The sequence below is a fragment of the Pseudomonas eucalypticola genome, assembly GCF_013374995.1.
Classification (GTDB): Bacteria; Pseudomonadota; Gammaproteobacteria; order Pseudomonadales; family Pseudomonadaceae; genus Aquipseudomonas; species Aquipseudomonas eucalypticola.
The window spans coordinates 1,093,042-1,109,291 of the sequence record NZ_CP056030.1 but is presented as its reverse complement, the minus strand read 5'-3'; the positions used below and the strand labels follow the sequence as shown (position 1 = coordinate 1,109,291).

Below are 16,250 nucleotides of genomic sequence, written 5' to 3'. Positions count from 1 at the left end.
GCCTGGCGGCATACGGGCCGCCAGGCGCGGGGCCGGCTTAACGTACGGGTGGTGCGTACTGGATACCGCCGTTGTTCCACAGGGCGTTCAAACCGCGGTCAATGGCCAGCGGCGTGCTCTTGCCCAGGTTTTTCTCGAACACTTCGCCGTAGTTGCCCACTTGCGAAACGATCTTCACGACCCAGTCCTTGGGCAGCTTCAGGTCCTTGCCATACTCGCCGTCGCCGCCCAGCAGGCGCGCCACGTCAGGGTTTTTGGTGGACTTGGCTTCTTCCATCACGTTCTTGGACGTGATGCCTGCCTCTTCAGCGTTGAGCATGGCGAACAGGGTCCACTTGACGATGCTGAACCACTCTTCGTCGCCCTTGCGCACGACCGGGCCCAGAGGCTCCTTGGAGATGGTTTCCGGCAATACCACGTAGTCGCCCGGCGTACCCAGCTTGGAACGCTGTGCGTAAAGCTGCGATTTGTCGGAGGTCAGCACGTCGCAACGGCCGCTTTCCAGGGACTTGGCGCTTTCATCGGAGGTGTCGAAGGTGATCGGGGTGTACTTCAGGCCATTGGCGCGGAAGTAGTCCGACACGTTCAGTTCGGTGGTCGTACCGGCCTGGATGCAGATGGTTGCACCGTCCAGTTCCTTGGCACTCTTGACGCCCAGTTTCTTGTTGGCCAGGAAGCCCACGCCGTCGTAATAGGTGACACCGGTGAACATCAGGCCCATGCCGGCGTCACGGGAGCTGGTCCAGGTGGTGTTGCGCGACAGCACATCGATTTCACCGGACTGCAAGGCGGTGAAGCGCTCCTTGGCGTTCAGCTGGCTGAACTTGACCTTGGTAGCATCACCGAACACGGCGGCGGCCACGGCGCGGCAGACGTCGGCGTCGATGCCCTGGATCTTGCCGGTGGAGTCCGGAACCGAGAAGCCAGGCAAGCCGTCACTGACGCCGCACTGAATGAAACCTTTCTTCTGAATCGCGTCCAGAGTGGCGCCTGCCTGGGCGAAACCGCTTACCCCCAGAACGGTGGCGGCAGTCAGGACAGCCAGGGTGGATTTCAGCATTTTCATTCAAACCTCCAAATTGCTCTTGTTGTGTAGAGCGTGTGTCCTGTCGCACCCTTTTGAGGCGATTTCGACCCCGTGCCGGCTTGTTTTTGGGTCAAGCGTTTCAGGACTCATTTTTTGATTGTGTGAGCGCAGGCCGCCTTCGGGCGTTGTGCAAACTCACGGCTCCTTGATCGGTCGAACAGATGAGGCGTTATGCTTCGCCCCTGTCGTTTCGCGTGACCCGTGGAAGGTAGACCACCCAATGGCGGTTGAACCGCTTTGGCCTCCCGGCTCCCAGCCTGTTAGTGTTACCGGATGGGGTTTTCCTTCCACTTGGCGGATACATAGCAAAGCGCGTACCACGTTACAGCGCGCAAGCGTTTCAGCCCTCGTCAATGGGAAAACTTGCCACCGTGCGACATCTTTTTCCTGTATCGCCCTGATACGCCCCTTTGCAACGCACTTTATGGGAGCGTTCGCACTTTTTTGGAGCAGCCATGAGCAACCCGATGATCCTCGAACCTACCCAGCCGGCCGATGCCTGTGTGATCTGGTTGCACGGCCTTGGCGCCGACCGCTACGACTTCCTGCCAGTGGCCGAAGCGCTGCAGGCCAACCTGCCCAGCACCCGGTTCATCCTGCCCCAGGCGCCTAAGCGGCCAGTGACCATCAACGGCGGCTATGAAATGCCGAGCTGGTACGACATAAAGGCAATGACGCCCGCGCGGGCCATTGACGAACACCAGCTGGATGAGTCCGCCGACATGGTCAAGGGCTTGATCGAAGCGCAAGTGGCCGCGGGCGTCCCGGCCTCACGCGTATTCATCGCCGGGTTCTCCCAGGGCGGCGCAGTGGTGTACCACACGGCGTTTTCCCGATACCCCGGGACGTTGGGCGGCGTGCTCGCCCTGTCTACCTATGCGCCCGGGTTCCATGATGGCGTGCGACCCAGTGCAGCCCAGAAGGCCACGCCGGTGCTGTGCCTGCACGGCACCCAGGACGAGGTGGTATTCCACGCCATGGGGCGCATGGCTCACGACTTCCTCGCCGTCCAAGGCGTGCAGCTTGAATGGCACGAGTACCCCATGGGGCATGAGGTGGTGATCGAGGAAATTCGCGACATCGCCACCTGGCTGGGCAAAAAACTGGCGTGATCCGCAGCGGCTGCCGCCAGGCTGCGCCCAGCGCCCCGCGCCTCGCCTGGTAACCTGGGCGCTTGTGACGCGGCCATGCGGCCGCTGCTACACCGCGCCCGATTCTTGCATTACACTGCCCGGCGTACATTCCTTAACCAATTAATGAGAAGACCGTGCTCAAAGCACTCAAGAACCTGTTCGGAAAAAGCGGGGCTGAGCCGCTCGCAGCCGAAATGACTGCTCCTGTGGCACCGAGCCCGGCTCGGGAAGCGGCCATCCCCCAACCGCCGGAGCCAGAGGCCCCAGCCCCTGTCGTGCTGGCGCCAGCACGGGAAGCAACTGCCGTCGCCCCCCAGCCAAACCTGGACGCCGAGCGGGTCAAACCCTCCCCTCGCGAGCGCAAGCCCAAGCCTCCCCGCGCCCTGTGGAAACTGGAAGAGTTCAAGGTCGAACCGCAGGAAGGCAAGACCCGCTTTCACGACTTCAAGCTATCCGCGGACCTGATGCACGCCATTCATGACCTGGGGTTCCCCTACTGCACGCCGATCCAGGCGCAGGTGCTGGGCTTTACCCTCAAGGGCAAGGACGCGATCGGCCGGGCCCAGACCGGTACCGGCAAGACCGCCGCGTTCCTGATCTCGATCATCACCCAGTTGCAGCAGACCCCACCGCCCAAGGAACGCTACATGGGCGAGCCGCGGGCATTGATCATCGCCCCGACCCGCGAACTCGTGGTGCAGATCGCCAAGGACGCCGCGGCGCTGACCAAGTACACCGGCCTGAACGTCATGACCTTCGTCGGTGGCATGGACTTCGACAAGCAGCTCAAGCAGCTGGAAGCCCGCCACTGCGACATCCTGGTCGCTACCCCTGGCCGCCTGCTGGACTTCAACCAGCGCGGCGAGGTGCACCTGGACATGGTCGAGGTGATGGTGCTGGACGAAGCCGATCGCATGCTGGACATGGGTTTCATTCCACAGGTCCGCCAGATCATTCGCCAGACCCCGCCGAAAAGCGAGCGCCAGACCCTGCTGTTCTCCGCCACCTTCACCGACGACGTGATGAACCTGGCCAAGCAGTGGACCACCGACCCTGCCATCGTCGAGATCGAGCCAGAGAACGTCGCCAGCGAAACCGTGGAGCAGCATGTCTACGCCGTGGCCGGCAGCGACAAGTACAAGCTGCTGTACAACCTGGTCAACGACAACGGCTGGGAGCGGGTGATGGTGTTCGCCAACCGCAAGGACGAGGTACGGCGCATCGAGGAAAAGCTGGTGCGTGACGGCGTCAACGCCGCGCAGCTGTCAGGCGACGTGCCGCAGCACAAGCGCATCAAGACCCTGGAAGGCTTCCGCGAAGGCAAGATCCGCGTGCTGGTGGCCACCGACGTGGCCGGCCGTGGCATCCACATCGACGGCATCAGCCATGTGATCAACTTCACCCTGCCGGAAGACCCGGACGACTACGTGCACCGCATTGGTCGCACCGGCCGCGCGGGGGCGAACGGTGTGTCGATCAGCTTTGCCGGCGAGGACGACTCCTATCAGCTGCCGTCGATCGAGGCGCTGCTGGGGCGCAAGATCAGCTGCGAGATGCCGCCGACCGAACTGTTGCGGCCGGTGCAGCGCAAGCATTCCTGACCGCCTGCTTCCCGAGCAACGCTCGGGAACGATTACCGCTGCTGCCAGCGTTCGGCCGCCTGGTCGTCGCTGGCCTTGCCGTCTACCCACCGCTCACCGTGGGTGGTCTGCTCTTTCTTCCAGAACGGCGCGCGGGTCTTCAGGTAATCCATGATGAAGTTGCAGGCATCGAACGCCGCCTGGCGGTGGGCGCTTGCCACGCCGACGAACACGATCGGCTCCCCCGGCTCGAGGGCGCCGATGCGGTGCAACACTTCGACCTTGAGCAACGGCCAGCGCTGCTCGGCCTCGACGATGATCTTGCCCAGGGCCTTTTCGGTCATGCCCGGGTAGTGTTCCAGGAACATCCCTGACACCTCCAGCCCATCGTTGAAGTCGCGCACATACCCGACGAAACTCACCACCGCGCCGACGCCGACGTTGGCTGCGTGCATGGCATTGACCTCGGCCCCGGGGTCGAATGCGCCTGGCTGAACTCGCACGGCCATGGTCAGCCTCCGGTCACGGGTGGAAAGAAAGCCACTTCATCGCCGTCGGCTACCGGCTCTTCGAGCTTGCACAGATCCTGGTTGCGGGCGCACATCACAGCGCTCTCGCCCAGCACGCTCCAGTTGCCGCCACGCTCCAGCAACTCCTGGCGCACGTCCGCCAGGGTAGCGAAAGTACCCACCAATTCCTCGCCATCCATGCCCATGGCTTCCCGGTAACGAGCAAAGTACACCACCTTGATCTTCATGCCGGGTCCGCCTGGTAGTGGCCGCTCTTGCCGCCGAGCTTTTCCAGCAGCCGCACGGTGTCGATGACCATGCCCTTGTCCACGGCCTTGCACATGTCATAGATCGTCAAGGCGGCGATGCTGGCGGCCGTCAACGCCTCCATTTCCACCCCGGTCTGCCCGGCCAGCTTGCAGCGGGCGCGGATCAGCACGGCGTCTTCGCCGTCGGCGCTCAGCTCGACCTTGACGCTGGTGAGCATCAGCGGGTGGCACAGGGGAATCAGGTCACTGGTCTTCTTTGCCGCCTGGATGCCGGCGATACGCGCCACGGCGAACACGTCGCCCTTGGGGTGCTCGCCGTCGACGATCATTTTCAGCGTTTGCGGGCGCATCCGCACCCGGGCCTCGGCCACCGCTTCACGTGACGTCACCGCCTTGTCGGTGACATCAACCATGTTGGCACGGCCTTGGGAATCGAGATGGGTCAGCACGGGGCCTGCTCCTGAGAATGAATGTTCGATTGTAAACCCGATGCCCGAACCGTGCATGAGCCCCTTGAAGCGCCTGTAGGAAATTTCGCAGAAAGTTTGGGATTTGTCCGACTTTCCTACTGATCCGCCCACTGGACAATTCTTAACTGTCTGTTGGCAAGCATGCCCCATGGCACTGCCACGCCATCGCGACCTCACCCTGACAGGAGTTTTCAACCCATGAAACGCAGCTTGCTCGCTTTACCCTTGGCCCTGCTGGTCGCCGGTTCAGCATTTGCCGCACAGCGCATCGACCACACCGTCACCGTCACCGCCACGATCCCCACCGATACCTTCTACGTGGAACCACTGGGTGGCAACTGGATGAACGACCCGCAAAACATGAGCTTCCGCCCCGCGGACGGCGGCCTTGAACCCATCCACAAGCAACTATCGGTCAAGAGCAGCACGGGTGCCATCCAGGCCAAGGTACTGAACCAGGCGTCCATGACCAGCGGCACCAACAGCATTCCGTTGACCGTTTCGGTGGGCGGCAAGAACTTGACGCTGGCCGGACAGGACGTGGTCGCTGCCGCTGATGCGTCGGCGGGCACCGTCGTCGACTTCCGCGTGACCGCCGGCGCGAAACCTGGCACCGGGTACGTGGCCGGTAACTATCAGGGCATCGTCAACGTCGTCTTTGAAACGCCGGACCCGTGAGTCGATGAGCCCTGCCCCTTCCTGAATACCCCTTGCCCTCCAGCCTGCCCTTGCCCCAGCGGCAGGTTCGGCGGCCCTTCGCCTGTGTAAACCTATGTTGATCACCTGCACCTTGGCGAAAGCCGAACGCACGGCAATGGCCCTGCTGTTGCTGACCCTGCCAATCGCACCCGCCTGGGCGGACAGCGTGCCTGCGCCGCGCGCGCCGTCAGGCCTGCTCAGCCAGGCCGAAGGACTGCCGCGCGAATTCTCCGAGCATTTCTTCGAAGTGCCCCTGGCAGTGCGCGTCGACCTGGACAGCCGGTTGCTGGGCGAAGCCATGATCACCCTGGACCGCCGTGAGCAAGTGCAACTGATCGAGTTCACCGCCACCGAGGACAGTCAGGAACCCGACAGCCAGCGCCAGCGCTGGGCCCAGTATCTCGCCACGGCAAAACCCCTGGGCAACTGTAGCCAGCACTGCGATAACGGCCTGGTGGCCCTGCACTACGACCTCAGCAATTCGCAACTCTCGATTCTGACCCAGGCCGTGGAGCAGCCCACTACCGCGGCGCTTTACCACGCCCCACCTGCCCACGGCAGCCATGGCCTGCTCTTGCGCAACCAGCTCAACATCGCCGGCGGTGATCGCGAGCAGAACGGCCGCTACGCCCTGCAAGGCAAGGGCAGCCTGGGCGCCTGGACCACCCTGGGCCAGGCCCAGGTAGATCGTAGCAGCGACAGCCTGGACCGGACCCGGCACCGCCTGGACCAGCTTTATGCCGAACGACTGGACCAGGACCGCTTCTACCGCCTCGGCTATTTCACCCCGAATGCCCAAGGCTTGGTGCGCCAGCCACGCCTGCTGGGTGACACGCCCGATACCACGCTGGGCCTGATGTATGGCACCAGCGACAGTCTGGCGGTCAATAACGCGAGCCCCTCCGCAACCCCCATCCATGTCACTCCCAACCGGCCTGGCGTGGTAGAAATCTACCGTGACGGCGTATTGATCAACAGCCAGCCTGTGCAACCCGGTCTGCAAGCCATCGATACCAGGGTACTACCTGGGGGTATTTATGACGTGGAGGTGCGAGTGCTGGAAGACGGCCAAGTCACAGCCAGCAACGAGGCGTTCATCTACAAACCCGCGAACTGGCATAACCCCCTGGAGCGCTGGCGCTACAACCTCTACCTGGGGCAACGAAGCACGCTGCTCAGCAATTGGGAAGACGACAACGACCACAGCCTCAGTGCGGGTGCGTTGTTCAACTACTTGCTGCACTCGCGGGTCGTGGTGGGTGGATATCTACAGCAGGTCAGTGGCTACGACCAGTACGGCACCTCGATCGACTGGGATGCGGCCAACAGCCTCAAGTTGTACGCCAACCTGTTCCAGACCGATCACCATGGCCAGGGCTATGACCTGCAAGGCTTATGGACCTACGCCGCCGGCAACCTGGTCTTGAGCCAGAGCCAGAGCTGGCAGCGCTACCCAAGGCTAATTGGCGAACGGCAGCGCCCGCCTGACCAGGTTGTCACGCAGAGCTCGCTGTCGTGGCTGCATCGGGTGGACAGCAGAATCAGCACCACTGCTCGGGTCGGCCGCAGCGATGGACTGTACGGTGGTACCTCATTGGACCTGGGCCTGATGTATCACGGACGGTTGCTGGGTTCCAACGCCCATTGGCGAGCGTCGGTGTTCGACCGACCCGCCACCCCAGGCACCAACGGCGAGCGTAACCGTGGTGTCAATCTCACCCTGAGCATGAGCTTGGGCACTGACGGTCGCCGACTGTCCGGCACCCTGGGCACCACCACGGCCCGAGACGGCACACGCGACCAGAACGTCTCAATCACCTACCAGCAACCGGTAGAACACCACACCTTACGCAATGTGCTGGGTACCGTCAGCGCGGATCGCTATGGCACGGGACTGGCGGCGATGGCGCAGGTCCAGAACCGCGCGGTATATGGCGATTCCTACCTGCAGAACTCATCCTACGACAATGAGCTGAGCGCAGGCATCAACCTGGAGAGCACCGTGGCCCTGGGCGCAGGAAAAATGGCTATCAGCGGTGACCTGCAACCCTATGAGGCGGGCATGATCGTTGATGTGGAGACCGACTTCGACGCCGTCAGGCTGCGCGCCGACGACCGCAACGGTCCCAGCGCCGAACTACGCCCGGGGCGCAATATCATCCCGGTCAGCGCCTACCGCCCCGGGCAGGTCAATCTGGACTTCGACGGCCCCCATGCCCATGCCGCAACCCTTCAACCCACGAGCCTGAGCTACCACCTCAACCGCGGCGGTGTCGCCTACAAGAAGGTACGCATCATGCGCACGGTGACCGTGCTGGGGCGCCTGCTCGATGCCGGTGGCGCCCCTATCAAGGGCGCACTGGTGATCAACCATGCCAGCCGCGGGCTGAGCGAAGCGGACGGCTTCTTCGCGGTGGAAATGAGCGAATCGACCCCAACGCTGGAAGTGCGCCACCGCGGCACCCACCTGTGCCTGCTCAAACTCGACGGCAAGAACACCCGCCGCGAAAACGAGGTGCTGTTGGTCGGCGACCAGCGCTGCAGCCCCGATAACCTGGCCGCAGCTGGGGTGAACGACGAAGAGGACGCAGGATGAAGAACATGTTCAGACGGCCCGGGGCCATGCTCACCCGCGCGGCACTTGGCCTCGCCCTCGCCATGGCCTGCCTGGCCGGACCGTGGGCCAGTGCCGCCGAGGTTTTGGTCACTGCTCGGGTAGAGGGCAGCAAATACGTCAATACCACCCCGCAGGCAGCCTTCTGCAACCGGTTCGGCCCTGGTTACTGCAACGTCAGGTGGACGGTCGATTTGCCCGGCAGCTTCAGCAAATCCGTCGACCTCGCTTCCACCAATGCCCGGGACAGGGTCTACGCTCACCTGCCCCCCAAGCGGCAGTTGACCTTGCGTAACCTGAGCAACGGCGAAACGGCCACCATGAACATGACCTTCAGCTCCATCAGCCAGAAGGTTACCTACCTGTCCGGAGTGACCATGCTGATCGATGTCACCGGCGGTTGTTCCAGGGCCAGCAGCCCCATCGACGGCGGCGGCTGGACCCAATACCTGTGGATAGTGTCCTCGCCCACCAATCCCGCTCCTTGCAGCAGCATGGCCACAGGCAACGGGCGGATAGAGGAGGTGGTCATCAGTGACAATGGCGTAGCGTTCGAGCCGCAATTCCCGGAGGTAGCCACCCTAAGCCCGGGCACCTGGGAGGGCACCGTCGACTACCCCCTGCTGGCAGGAGAAGGGTTCGACTTCGGCACCCTCCGCGAGGGCGGCGACACCATTACCTTCCGCTACCGGTTCACCGTGATGCACGACATCCGCGTGGACCTGCCCGCCGCCAATACCGAAGTGGCGCTGAACCCGCCCGGCGGCTGGCAGAGTTACCTGATGACCAACCGACTGCCCGAGCGCCTGTACCACAACGCGCCACTGCGGTTGTGGGCCAGCGGTACCTTTGCCGTGTACCTCACCTGCCAGTACGTGAGCAACGCCCGCTGCGCCATGAAACATCCGCGTCTGGACGAATACGTACCGGTCACCACTGCCCTCACCCTGCCCGGGACGTTCAGCATGGGACCCCAGGCCGTAGAGCGTGCCCGTCTGTATGTGGGCGCGGCCAACGCCACGTTGATCACGCCCCCCGCCCAGGCGTCCAGTCAGCCCGGCACGCTGCATTTTGACGTGGACGGCAGCAACCTGGCCGCGATGATCCGGTACCGGGGTGAAAAGTACCAAGGCAACATCATCCTGATATTCGACGCCAACCCTTGAGGTCGCTTCCATGAAATACGCGCTGTTACTGCTTGGCTTGATGTCACTCTCCGTTCAGGCCGGCCCGGAACTGAACATCGGCAGCCTTTACGATTATCTGGACCCACAGCGCAGCACATCGCTGAAAAAGATCTACAACGGCGGCGACCGCACGGCCTTCGTCAAGGTGATGGTCGCCGAACTGGTTTATGGCGCCGACGGCAAGGCCACCGAGGTGTCGATGGACGGGCTGGGGGTGGATGAACGCGCGTTGGTGGCCAGCCCGGCGCGGCTGATCGTGCCAGCCAAGGGCATGCAGCAGGTGCGCCTGCTGTACCGCGGGACGCGGGACAGGGAACGCTACTTCCGCTTGCGGTTTATCCCGGTATTGCCGGAGATCAATGACGGTTTCGGGCTCACGGTCGAGGAAGCACGGGAATATGACGACTCACTCCAGGCCGGGGTGAGTATTCTGGCCGGCTACGGCGCGGTAGTGTTCGTGAAACCGGCCCAAGCGCGCTATGACACCCAGGTGGTTCATGAGCCCCAGCGCTTCATCGTGCCCAACGGCGGTAACGCCACGGTGGTGATCGACCACTTCAACGATTGCTCCATGGACGGCAAGGACTGTCGGCCACCCACCAAGCACCACGTGCTGCCGGGCAGACGCCTGGTATTCGAAAAACAGACTGGGCGCAGCTACCGATTTATCATCGAGGAAGGCGCGCAGCGCCGCGAAGAAGCGTTCGACGGGTAAAAGGCCACCGCCCGCCCCGTACGGGAGCGGGCGATGCCTTGGGCATGGGTTACAGATGCGACTCCGCGTACTCGGCCAGTATCGAGCGCGGTACGCCTTGCAGGGTAATGTGCACGCCGTTGGGGAAGTCCTTGAAACGCTCGGTCAGGTAGGTGAGGCCCGAGCTGGGCGCCGACAGGTATGGGGTGTCGATCTGCGCGAGGTTGCCCAAGCAGATCACCTTGGAACCGGCACCGGCACGGGTGATGATGGTTTTCATCTGGTGCGGGGTCAGGTTCTGGCATTCGTCGATCAGGATCAGGCTCTGCTGGAACGAGCGGCCGCGAATGTAGTTCAGGGATTTGAACTGCAGCGGCACCTTGCTGAGGATGTAATCGACACTGCCATGGGTGTTCTCATCGTCCATGTGCAACGCTTCGAGGTTATCGGTGATGGCGCCCAGCCAAGGCTCCATCTTCTCGGCTTCGGTGCCCGGCAGGAAGCCGATTTCCTGGTCCAGCCCCTGCACGCTGCGGGTGGCGATGATGCGCCGGTAGCGCTTGCTGACCATGGTCTGCTCGATGGCCGCGGCCAGGGCCAGGATGGTTTTGCCGGAACCGGCGGCGCCGGTCAGGTTGACCAGGTGGATGTCCGGGTCGAGCAAGGCGAACAGCGCCAACGCCTGGTGGATGTCACGGGGTTTCAGGCCCCAGGCTTCCTGGTGCAGCAACGGCTCCTGGTGCAGGTCCAGCAGCATCAGTTCGTCGTCTTTCACGCCCTTGATCCAGCCCACGAACCCCTGTTCATCAATGATGAATTCATTGATGTGCACGGCGGGCAACTGCTCCTGCAATTGCACGCGGTGCCAGGTGCGGCCGTGGTCCTGGCGGGTCTCGACCTTGCTGACGCGGTCCCAGAAGGAGCCGGTCATCTCGTGGTAGCCACGCGACAGCAGCGAGACGTCATCCACCAACTGGTCGGTGCTGTAGTCCTCGGCCGCGATACCGCAGGCACGGGCCTTGAGGCGCATGTTGATGTCTTTGGTGACCAGGACCACGTCCCAGTCCTTCTTGCGCTCGTGCAGGTCGACCAGCTGGTTGATGATGATGTTGTCGTTGAGGTTGCCCGGCAGCACGGTGGTGGGTGGGCCGCCCTTGGTCATGAGGATGGACAGGAAGCCTTTCGGGGCCCCCTTGCCGCGCTGGATAGGCACGCCCAGCTCGACATCGGCCGGGCTGGCATCGCCCAGGGTCTGATCGATCAGGCGGATCGCCTGACGGCATTCGGCAGCCACCGATTGCTTGCCGCTTTTGAGTTTGTCCAGTTCCTCCAGCACGGTCATGGGGACGGCGACGTGGTGTTCTTCGAAATTCAGCAGCGCGTTTGGATCGTGGATCAGTACATTGGTATCGAGCACATAAAGGATTGGCTTGTCGGAAGAAATGGTGCGTCCTTGATCATCCATACTCGGTCACCTTTGAGAGAGCCGTTCGACGCAATACCTGAACGGTGCTGCGCCGCGAAGTGACCGCCGTTTCCGCACGACCCAGAGGGCTGTGGACGAACGGAACTGCAATGGACGGTGGGCCGGGTGACGCCACCTGTGCTGCAGGGTTCGGCGATCTGTCTTCGTAATACCGCAAAACCCATGACGTTAAAAAGCACTTTGACGCTTTTTTGAAGTTTATTTTTCTGCATGACGAATAACGCTTGGCGCAGGCGAAAAGCACCGGTAAAGTCAAAAGTCCACCCCACCCCAACGCTGTTTCAAATCCTTTTCAGCCCCGCCCTTCACGCTTATTTTTCTCGGCGTTTCCCGACGTTCACTGAAATTGCCGACATTCCTGCCAACCGATGCCTGCCTGCGCGGTCTGCGTGAGCAACCAGGGTAATGCCGTCTGCACCTTCGCCTGGGTATCGTGGAATGCGATGACCCCGTGGCGCCACAGCAGCATCAAGGTCAGCACCCGCTGAGCACTCTGCTCGGCCGTCAGCTGGCTGTTGCTGTCCTGCGAGTCAATGTCCCAGAGGGCCACCTTCATTTGTTGCGTCCCCAGGAACACCCCCGCGTCTGCTCGGCGGGTACCGTATGGCGGTCGGAACAGGGGTACATAATTGTCGGGCAATTCATTCTCAACCACCGTGGTGGTGCGGGTGATCGAGCCTTCCCAGTCATTCCAGTCGGCATGTGAGCGGTACTGCCAACCCTGGATGCCTACGCATTGGCCCTTGTACAGGGCTTCCAGGCTGCCTGGCTCGCCTTGTTCACGGCGCCCGGCGAAGTTCTGCCCCAGAACGAAGAACGTGGCATTGATGCTCTGGGTGCGCAGGAAGTCGGCGACCCACTCGGTGCTGCCGACCGCAATGCTGGGACCGCTGTCGAACGTGAGCAGGAATACCCGGTCGTTGAAGTCGCTGCCGTTGATTTCATCCGCAGAAACTTTCAGCACTTCACTGCTGATCTGTGGTGACAGGGCCGCCTTGCGCAGCAGCTCGTCCAGGTAGATCAGGTCGAACACGCGTGCCGGCGCTCCCCAGTTGGCATAAAAAGAGTCAGGGGCTACCGCGAAGTTGTTGGCCTGAGTGCGCAGGTCGTCCAGGCTATCGACGGCGAAACAGAAGGAAGCGTCCTGCCCGCAGCTCTGCTGGGCCTGGTTGTAGTTCTGCCACAGTCGCTGCCAGAGCTGCTGGCGCAGATCCTTGATGGCTGGCATGTTCACCGTGCGCAGGTCCAGACGGTCGGCCAGGGCGGCGTCATCCAGGGCCTCGGACTGCAGCAGGGTGTGCGCGAACATGAGAATCTCGGCCCGCGAAGCCACGTCGAACAGCGCCGGCGAGCTGAGGGTTTCCGGCCAGGTGCTGCGGTCGATGGTGGCCACGGCAGGCGGCACGGCGGCCTGGGCCTGGAAGCTGGCAAGGGCGGCGAAGAACAGGCTGGCAATGCGCAAGGGCGAACGCTCCATGATCGGGGGTGTGGGGATCATAAACGCTATTACCCTAATAGATGGAGTTCCCAGCCCCCACCCCCTAAAATCGCGCCCACGATAAATGGAGACGATTTCATGCTGACGGTGATTTCCCCCGCCAAGACCCTGGATTACGAAACAACCCCGGTCACCGACCGTTTTACCCAACCCCAGTACCTGGACCACAGCCAGGAACTGATCCAGATCCTGCGCGAGCTGGCGCCGGCGCAGATCAGCGAGCTGATGCACCTGTCCGACAAACTGGCCGGCCTGAACGCCGCGCGCTTCGGCAGCTGGAACCCCGCGTTCACGCCCGACAACGCCAAGCAGGCGCTGCTGGCGTTCAAGGGGGATGTGTACACCGGGCTCGATGCCACCACGCTGGCCGACGCCGATTTCACCTATGCCCAAGATCACTTGCGCATGCTGTCCGGCCTGTATGGCCTCCTGCGCCCGCTGGACCTGATGCAGCCCTATCGCCTGGAAATGGGCACCAAGCTGGCCAACGCCCGTGGCAAGGACCTGTATGCCTTCTGGGGCACACGCATCAGCGAATGGCTGAACGAGGCGCTGGCCGAGCAAGGGGACGACCTGCTGCTGAACCTGGCTTCCACCGAGTACTTCTCGGCGGTGAAGCGAACGGCTCTGAAGGCACGCATCATCAACACCGAATTCAGGGACCTGAAGAACGGCCACTACAAGATCATCAGTTTCTATGCCAAGAAAGCGCGGGGCATGATGAGCCGTTTTGTCATCCAGGAACGCATCAACGACGTGGAATCACTGAAGCGTTTCGACGCGCACGGATACTACTTCAGTGCCGACCATTCCAAACCGGATCATCTGGTGTTTCTGCGCGACCATCCCGCCGACTGAAGCCTCTTTTCGGTGCGTGTTTTTGTCCTACAAAACGCGCACCGTTACCCCCACCAAAAAGTCCACATTGCCACTACCGGTCAGTATTTTGGCGCCAATAAGTCGTCAAATTAGATGATTGCCGTCCGCTATTCAGCTCAGGTTCAGGAAACTTCGCTTTTTTTGACGACTTTTTTTTGAGTACTGGCACAAAAATATGACGCTCGCGCAACTCCCCTGATCCAAAGGGCGAAACCTGACCGTGCTATCACTGTGCAAGTATTTGTACAGATGAAAAACGTGAAGATTTTGTCATTGGCCGCGAATGGGGTCAGGAACTAATCGCAAAGACTGCTGCTCATACCACCCGTAACGATTCTTGAGCGCCATGTGAGAGATGACCTACAGCAAGATGGGAAATAGTGTTGAGCAGGGAGCTCGTGAAACTTTGATTACACAGAGTGTGAATGACCCAAAGTTGATCTCAGGAGAGAACGCACCAAAAGTAGTCTTCGAATTGGCCAGGCCAGAGCCTCGTATACCGAGCTCCTGCAAAGCGTCTTAGTGCTTGATTTCATTGGCGTTCCGCCAAGATCGCAGTCGGCACTGCAAGCTGGGAAGTCGTCTTTGTAATACAGGCTGGCTACACATCAGGGCACACGCCCACTAAACGGCCAAGCGCTGCTCTTGTTGAGTGCATTATGGTGCGCACTCAATATTTAAATATGCCTGCAAGCGGGACCATGACATCTATTTGTCACGTTTCCGAGTGCGCGAATACTGCTGGTTAATTAAAACCCGGTCCGGCTCTTACTTGTTGAGTCGGCGCGATAACACATGAGGTGAATGCGATGCGTATCAGCATCTTCGGTTTGGGTTATGTCGGTGCAGTCTGTGCCGGTTGCCTGTCTGCACGCGGTCACGACGTTGTTGGCGTGGATATTTCCAAGGCCAAGATTGACCTAATCAACAACGGCAAATCGCCTATCGTCGAACCGGGCCTGGAAGCACTTCTGGCACAAGGGATTCAGAGCGGCCGCCTGCGCGGTACCACCGACTTTTCGGAGGCCATTCGCGCCACTGACCTGTCGATGCTCTGCGTCGGTACCCCCAGCAAAAAGAATGGCGACCTGGAACTCAACTACATCGAATCGGTGTGCCGTGAAATCGGTTTCGTGCTGCGTGAAAAGACGTCGCGCCACACCATCGTCGTGCGCAGCACCGTGTTGCCAGGCACCGTCAAGAACGTGGTCATCCCGATTCTGGAAGACTGCTCGGGCAAGAAAGCCGGCGTCGACTTCGGCGTGGCCGTAAACCCTGAGTTCCTGCGGGAATCCACCGCCATCAAGGACTACGACCACCCACCGATGACCGTCATCGGCGAGTTCGACCAGGCCTCTGGCGATGCCCTGCAATCGCTGTACGAAGAACTCGACGCACCGATCATCCGCAAGGACATCGAAGTGGCCGAGATGATCAAGTACACCTGCAACGTATGGCACGCCACCAAGGTGACCTTCGCCAACGAGATCGGCAACATCGCCAAGGCCGTGGGCGTCGATGGCCGTGAAGTGATGGACGTGGTCTGCCAGGACAAGGCCCTGAACCTGTCCCAGTACTACATGCGCCCAGGCTTCGCCTTTGGCGGTTCGTGCCTGCCCAAGGATGTGCGTGCCCTGACCTACCGCGCCAGCTCCCTGGACGTGGATGCCCCGCTGCTCAACTCGCTGATGCGCAGCAACGTGTCCCAGGTGCAGAACGCCTTCGACATCATCTCCAGCCACGACAAGCGCAAGGTCGCCCTGCTGGGCCTGAGCTTCAAGGCCGGCACCGACGACCTGCGCGAAAGCCCGCTGGTGGAACTGGCCGAGATGCTGATCGGCAAGGGCTTCGAGCTGAAGATCTACGACAGCAACGTCGAATACGCCCGCGTCCACGGTGCCAACAAGGACTACATCGAATCGAAGATCCCGCACGTGTCCTCGCTGCTGGACTCGGACTTCGACGGCGTGATCAACAACTCCGACGTGATCATCCTGGGTAACCGCGACGAGAAATTCCGTTCGCTGGTCGAGGCGGTGCCGCACGGCAAGCAGGTCATCGACCTGGTGGGCTTCATGCCCAAGACCACCTGCCCGGAAGCTCGCACCGAAGGCATCTGCTGGTAAGGCCGCGGGGCCTGCCGGT

At 61.6% G+C, this 16,250-nt stretch carries 14 protein-coding genes; 8 read left to right on the top strand and 6 right to left on the bottom strand.

From position 1 onward, the window contains the following. Positions 1–37 precede the first annotated feature (37 nt). On the bottom strand, positions 38–1,066 hold the full coding sequence (locus HWQ56_RS05115) for an amino acid ABC transporter substrate-binding protein (RefSeq protein ID WP_158157109.1): 1,029 nt from the start codon (positions 1,064–1,066) through the stop codon (positions 38–40). Positions 1,067–1,542: 476 nt separating this feature from the next. On the opposite strand from HWQ56_RS05115, the gene HWQ56_RS05110 reads away from it, so the two are divergent. Then, entirely contained in the window at positions 1,543–2,199 is a 657-nt protein-coding gene (locus HWQ56_RS05110) for an alpha/beta hydrolase (RefSeq protein ID WP_158157111.1), read from the top strand. Between the two features lie 155 nt (positions 2,200–2,354). Further along, positions 2,355–3,821, top strand: a complete 1,467-nt coding sequence (rhlB, locus tag HWQ56_RS05105; protein ID WP_176569945.1) for an ATP-dependent RNA helicase RhlB — start codon at positions 2,355–2,357, stop codon at positions 3,819–3,821. Positions 3,822–3,853: 32 nt separating this feature from the next. Here the strand turns inward: rhlB and moaE are convergent, their stop codons facing one another. Genes moaE through moaC form a run of 3 tightly spaced genes read right to left on the bottom strand, consistent with a single transcriptional unit; the run spans position 3,854 to position 5,027 of the window. Then, on the bottom strand, positions 3,854–4,309 hold the full coding sequence (gene moaE / locus HWQ56_RS05100) for a molybdopterin synthase catalytic subunit MoaE (protein ID WP_158157115.1): 456 nt from the start codon (positions 4,307–4,309) through the stop codon (positions 3,854–3,856). Between the two features lie 2 nt (positions 4,310–4,311). Next, the gene (gene moaD, locus HWQ56_RS05095) at positions 4,312–4,557 is read right to left on the bottom strand and encodes a molybdopterin converting factor subunit 1 (RefSeq protein WP_176569944.1); all 246 of its coding nucleotides are present in this window, start codon (positions 4,555–4,557) and stop codon (positions 4,312–4,314) included. Beyond that, a complete protein-coding gene (moaC, locus tag HWQ56_RS05090; RefSeq protein ID WP_176569943.1) occupies positions 4,554–5,027 on the bottom strand; it encodes a cyclic pyranopterin monophosphate synthase MoaC in 474 nt (157 codons plus the stop codon). The genes moaD and moaC overlap by 4 nt, the downstream gene beginning before the upstream one ends. A gap of 219 nt (positions 5,028–5,246) precedes the next feature. Here moaC and HWQ56_RS05085 point away from each other — a divergent pair, with 219 nt between their 5' ends. The 4 genes from HWQ56_RS05085 (at position 5,247) to HWQ56_RS05070 (ending at position 10,263) form a co-directional block, all read left to right on the top strand. Beyond that, positions 5,247–5,726: a CS1 type fimbrial major subunit gene (locus tag HWQ56_RS05085; protein WP_176569942.1), complete on the top strand. Its 480-nt coding sequence runs from the start codon at positions 5,247–5,249 to the stop codon at positions 5,724–5,726. A 94-nt stretch (positions 5,727–5,820) separates the two neighbouring features. Next, complete coding sequence (locus HWQ56_RS05080; RefSeq protein WP_245217818.1) at positions 5,821–8,343, top strand: TcfC E-set like domain-containing protein; 2,523 nt, start codon at positions 5,821–5,823, stop codon at positions 8,341–8,343. Positions 8,344–8,348: 5 nt separating this feature from the next. Beyond that, on the top strand, positions 8,349–9,527 hold the full coding sequence (locus HWQ56_RS05075; protein WP_176569941.1) for a hypothetical protein: 1,179 nt from the start codon (positions 8,349–8,351) through the stop codon (positions 9,525–9,527). A gap of 10 nt (positions 9,528–9,537) precedes the next feature. After that, positions 9,538–10,263 (top strand): molecular chaperone, encoded by a 726-nt coding sequence (locus tag HWQ56_RS05070; protein ID WP_176569940.1) that lies wholly within the window; start codon positions 9,538–9,540, stop codon positions 10,261–10,263. A 49-nt stretch (positions 10,264–10,312) separates the two neighbouring features. Here the strand turns inward: HWQ56_RS05070 and HWQ56_RS05065 are convergent, their stop codons facing one another. After that, a complete protein-coding gene (locus HWQ56_RS05065; protein WP_158157121.1) occupies positions 10,313–11,707 on the bottom strand; it encodes a PhoH family protein in 1,395 nt (464 codons plus the stop codon). A 358-nt stretch (positions 11,708–12,065) separates the two neighbouring features. Beyond that, a complete protein-coding gene (locus HWQ56_RS05060; protein WP_425331953.1) occupies positions 12,066–13,190 on the bottom strand; it encodes a polysaccharide deacetylase family protein in 1,125 nt (374 codons plus the stop codon). 114 nt (positions 13,191–13,304) lie between these two features. Here HWQ56_RS05060 and yaaA point away from each other — a divergent pair, with 114 nt between their 5' ends. Then, complete coding sequence (gene yaaA, locus HWQ56_RS05055) at positions 13,305–14,084, top strand: peroxide stress protein YaaA (protein WP_176569939.1); 780 nt, start codon at positions 13,305–13,307, stop codon at positions 14,082–14,084. Positions 14,085–14,914: 830 nt separating this feature from the next. Further along, complete coding sequence (locus tag HWQ56_RS05050; protein ID WP_158157125.1) at positions 14,915–16,231, top strand: nucleotide sugar dehydrogenase; 1,317 nt, start codon at positions 14,915–14,917, stop codon at positions 16,229–16,231. Positions 16,232–16,250: the final 19 nt, after the last annotated feature.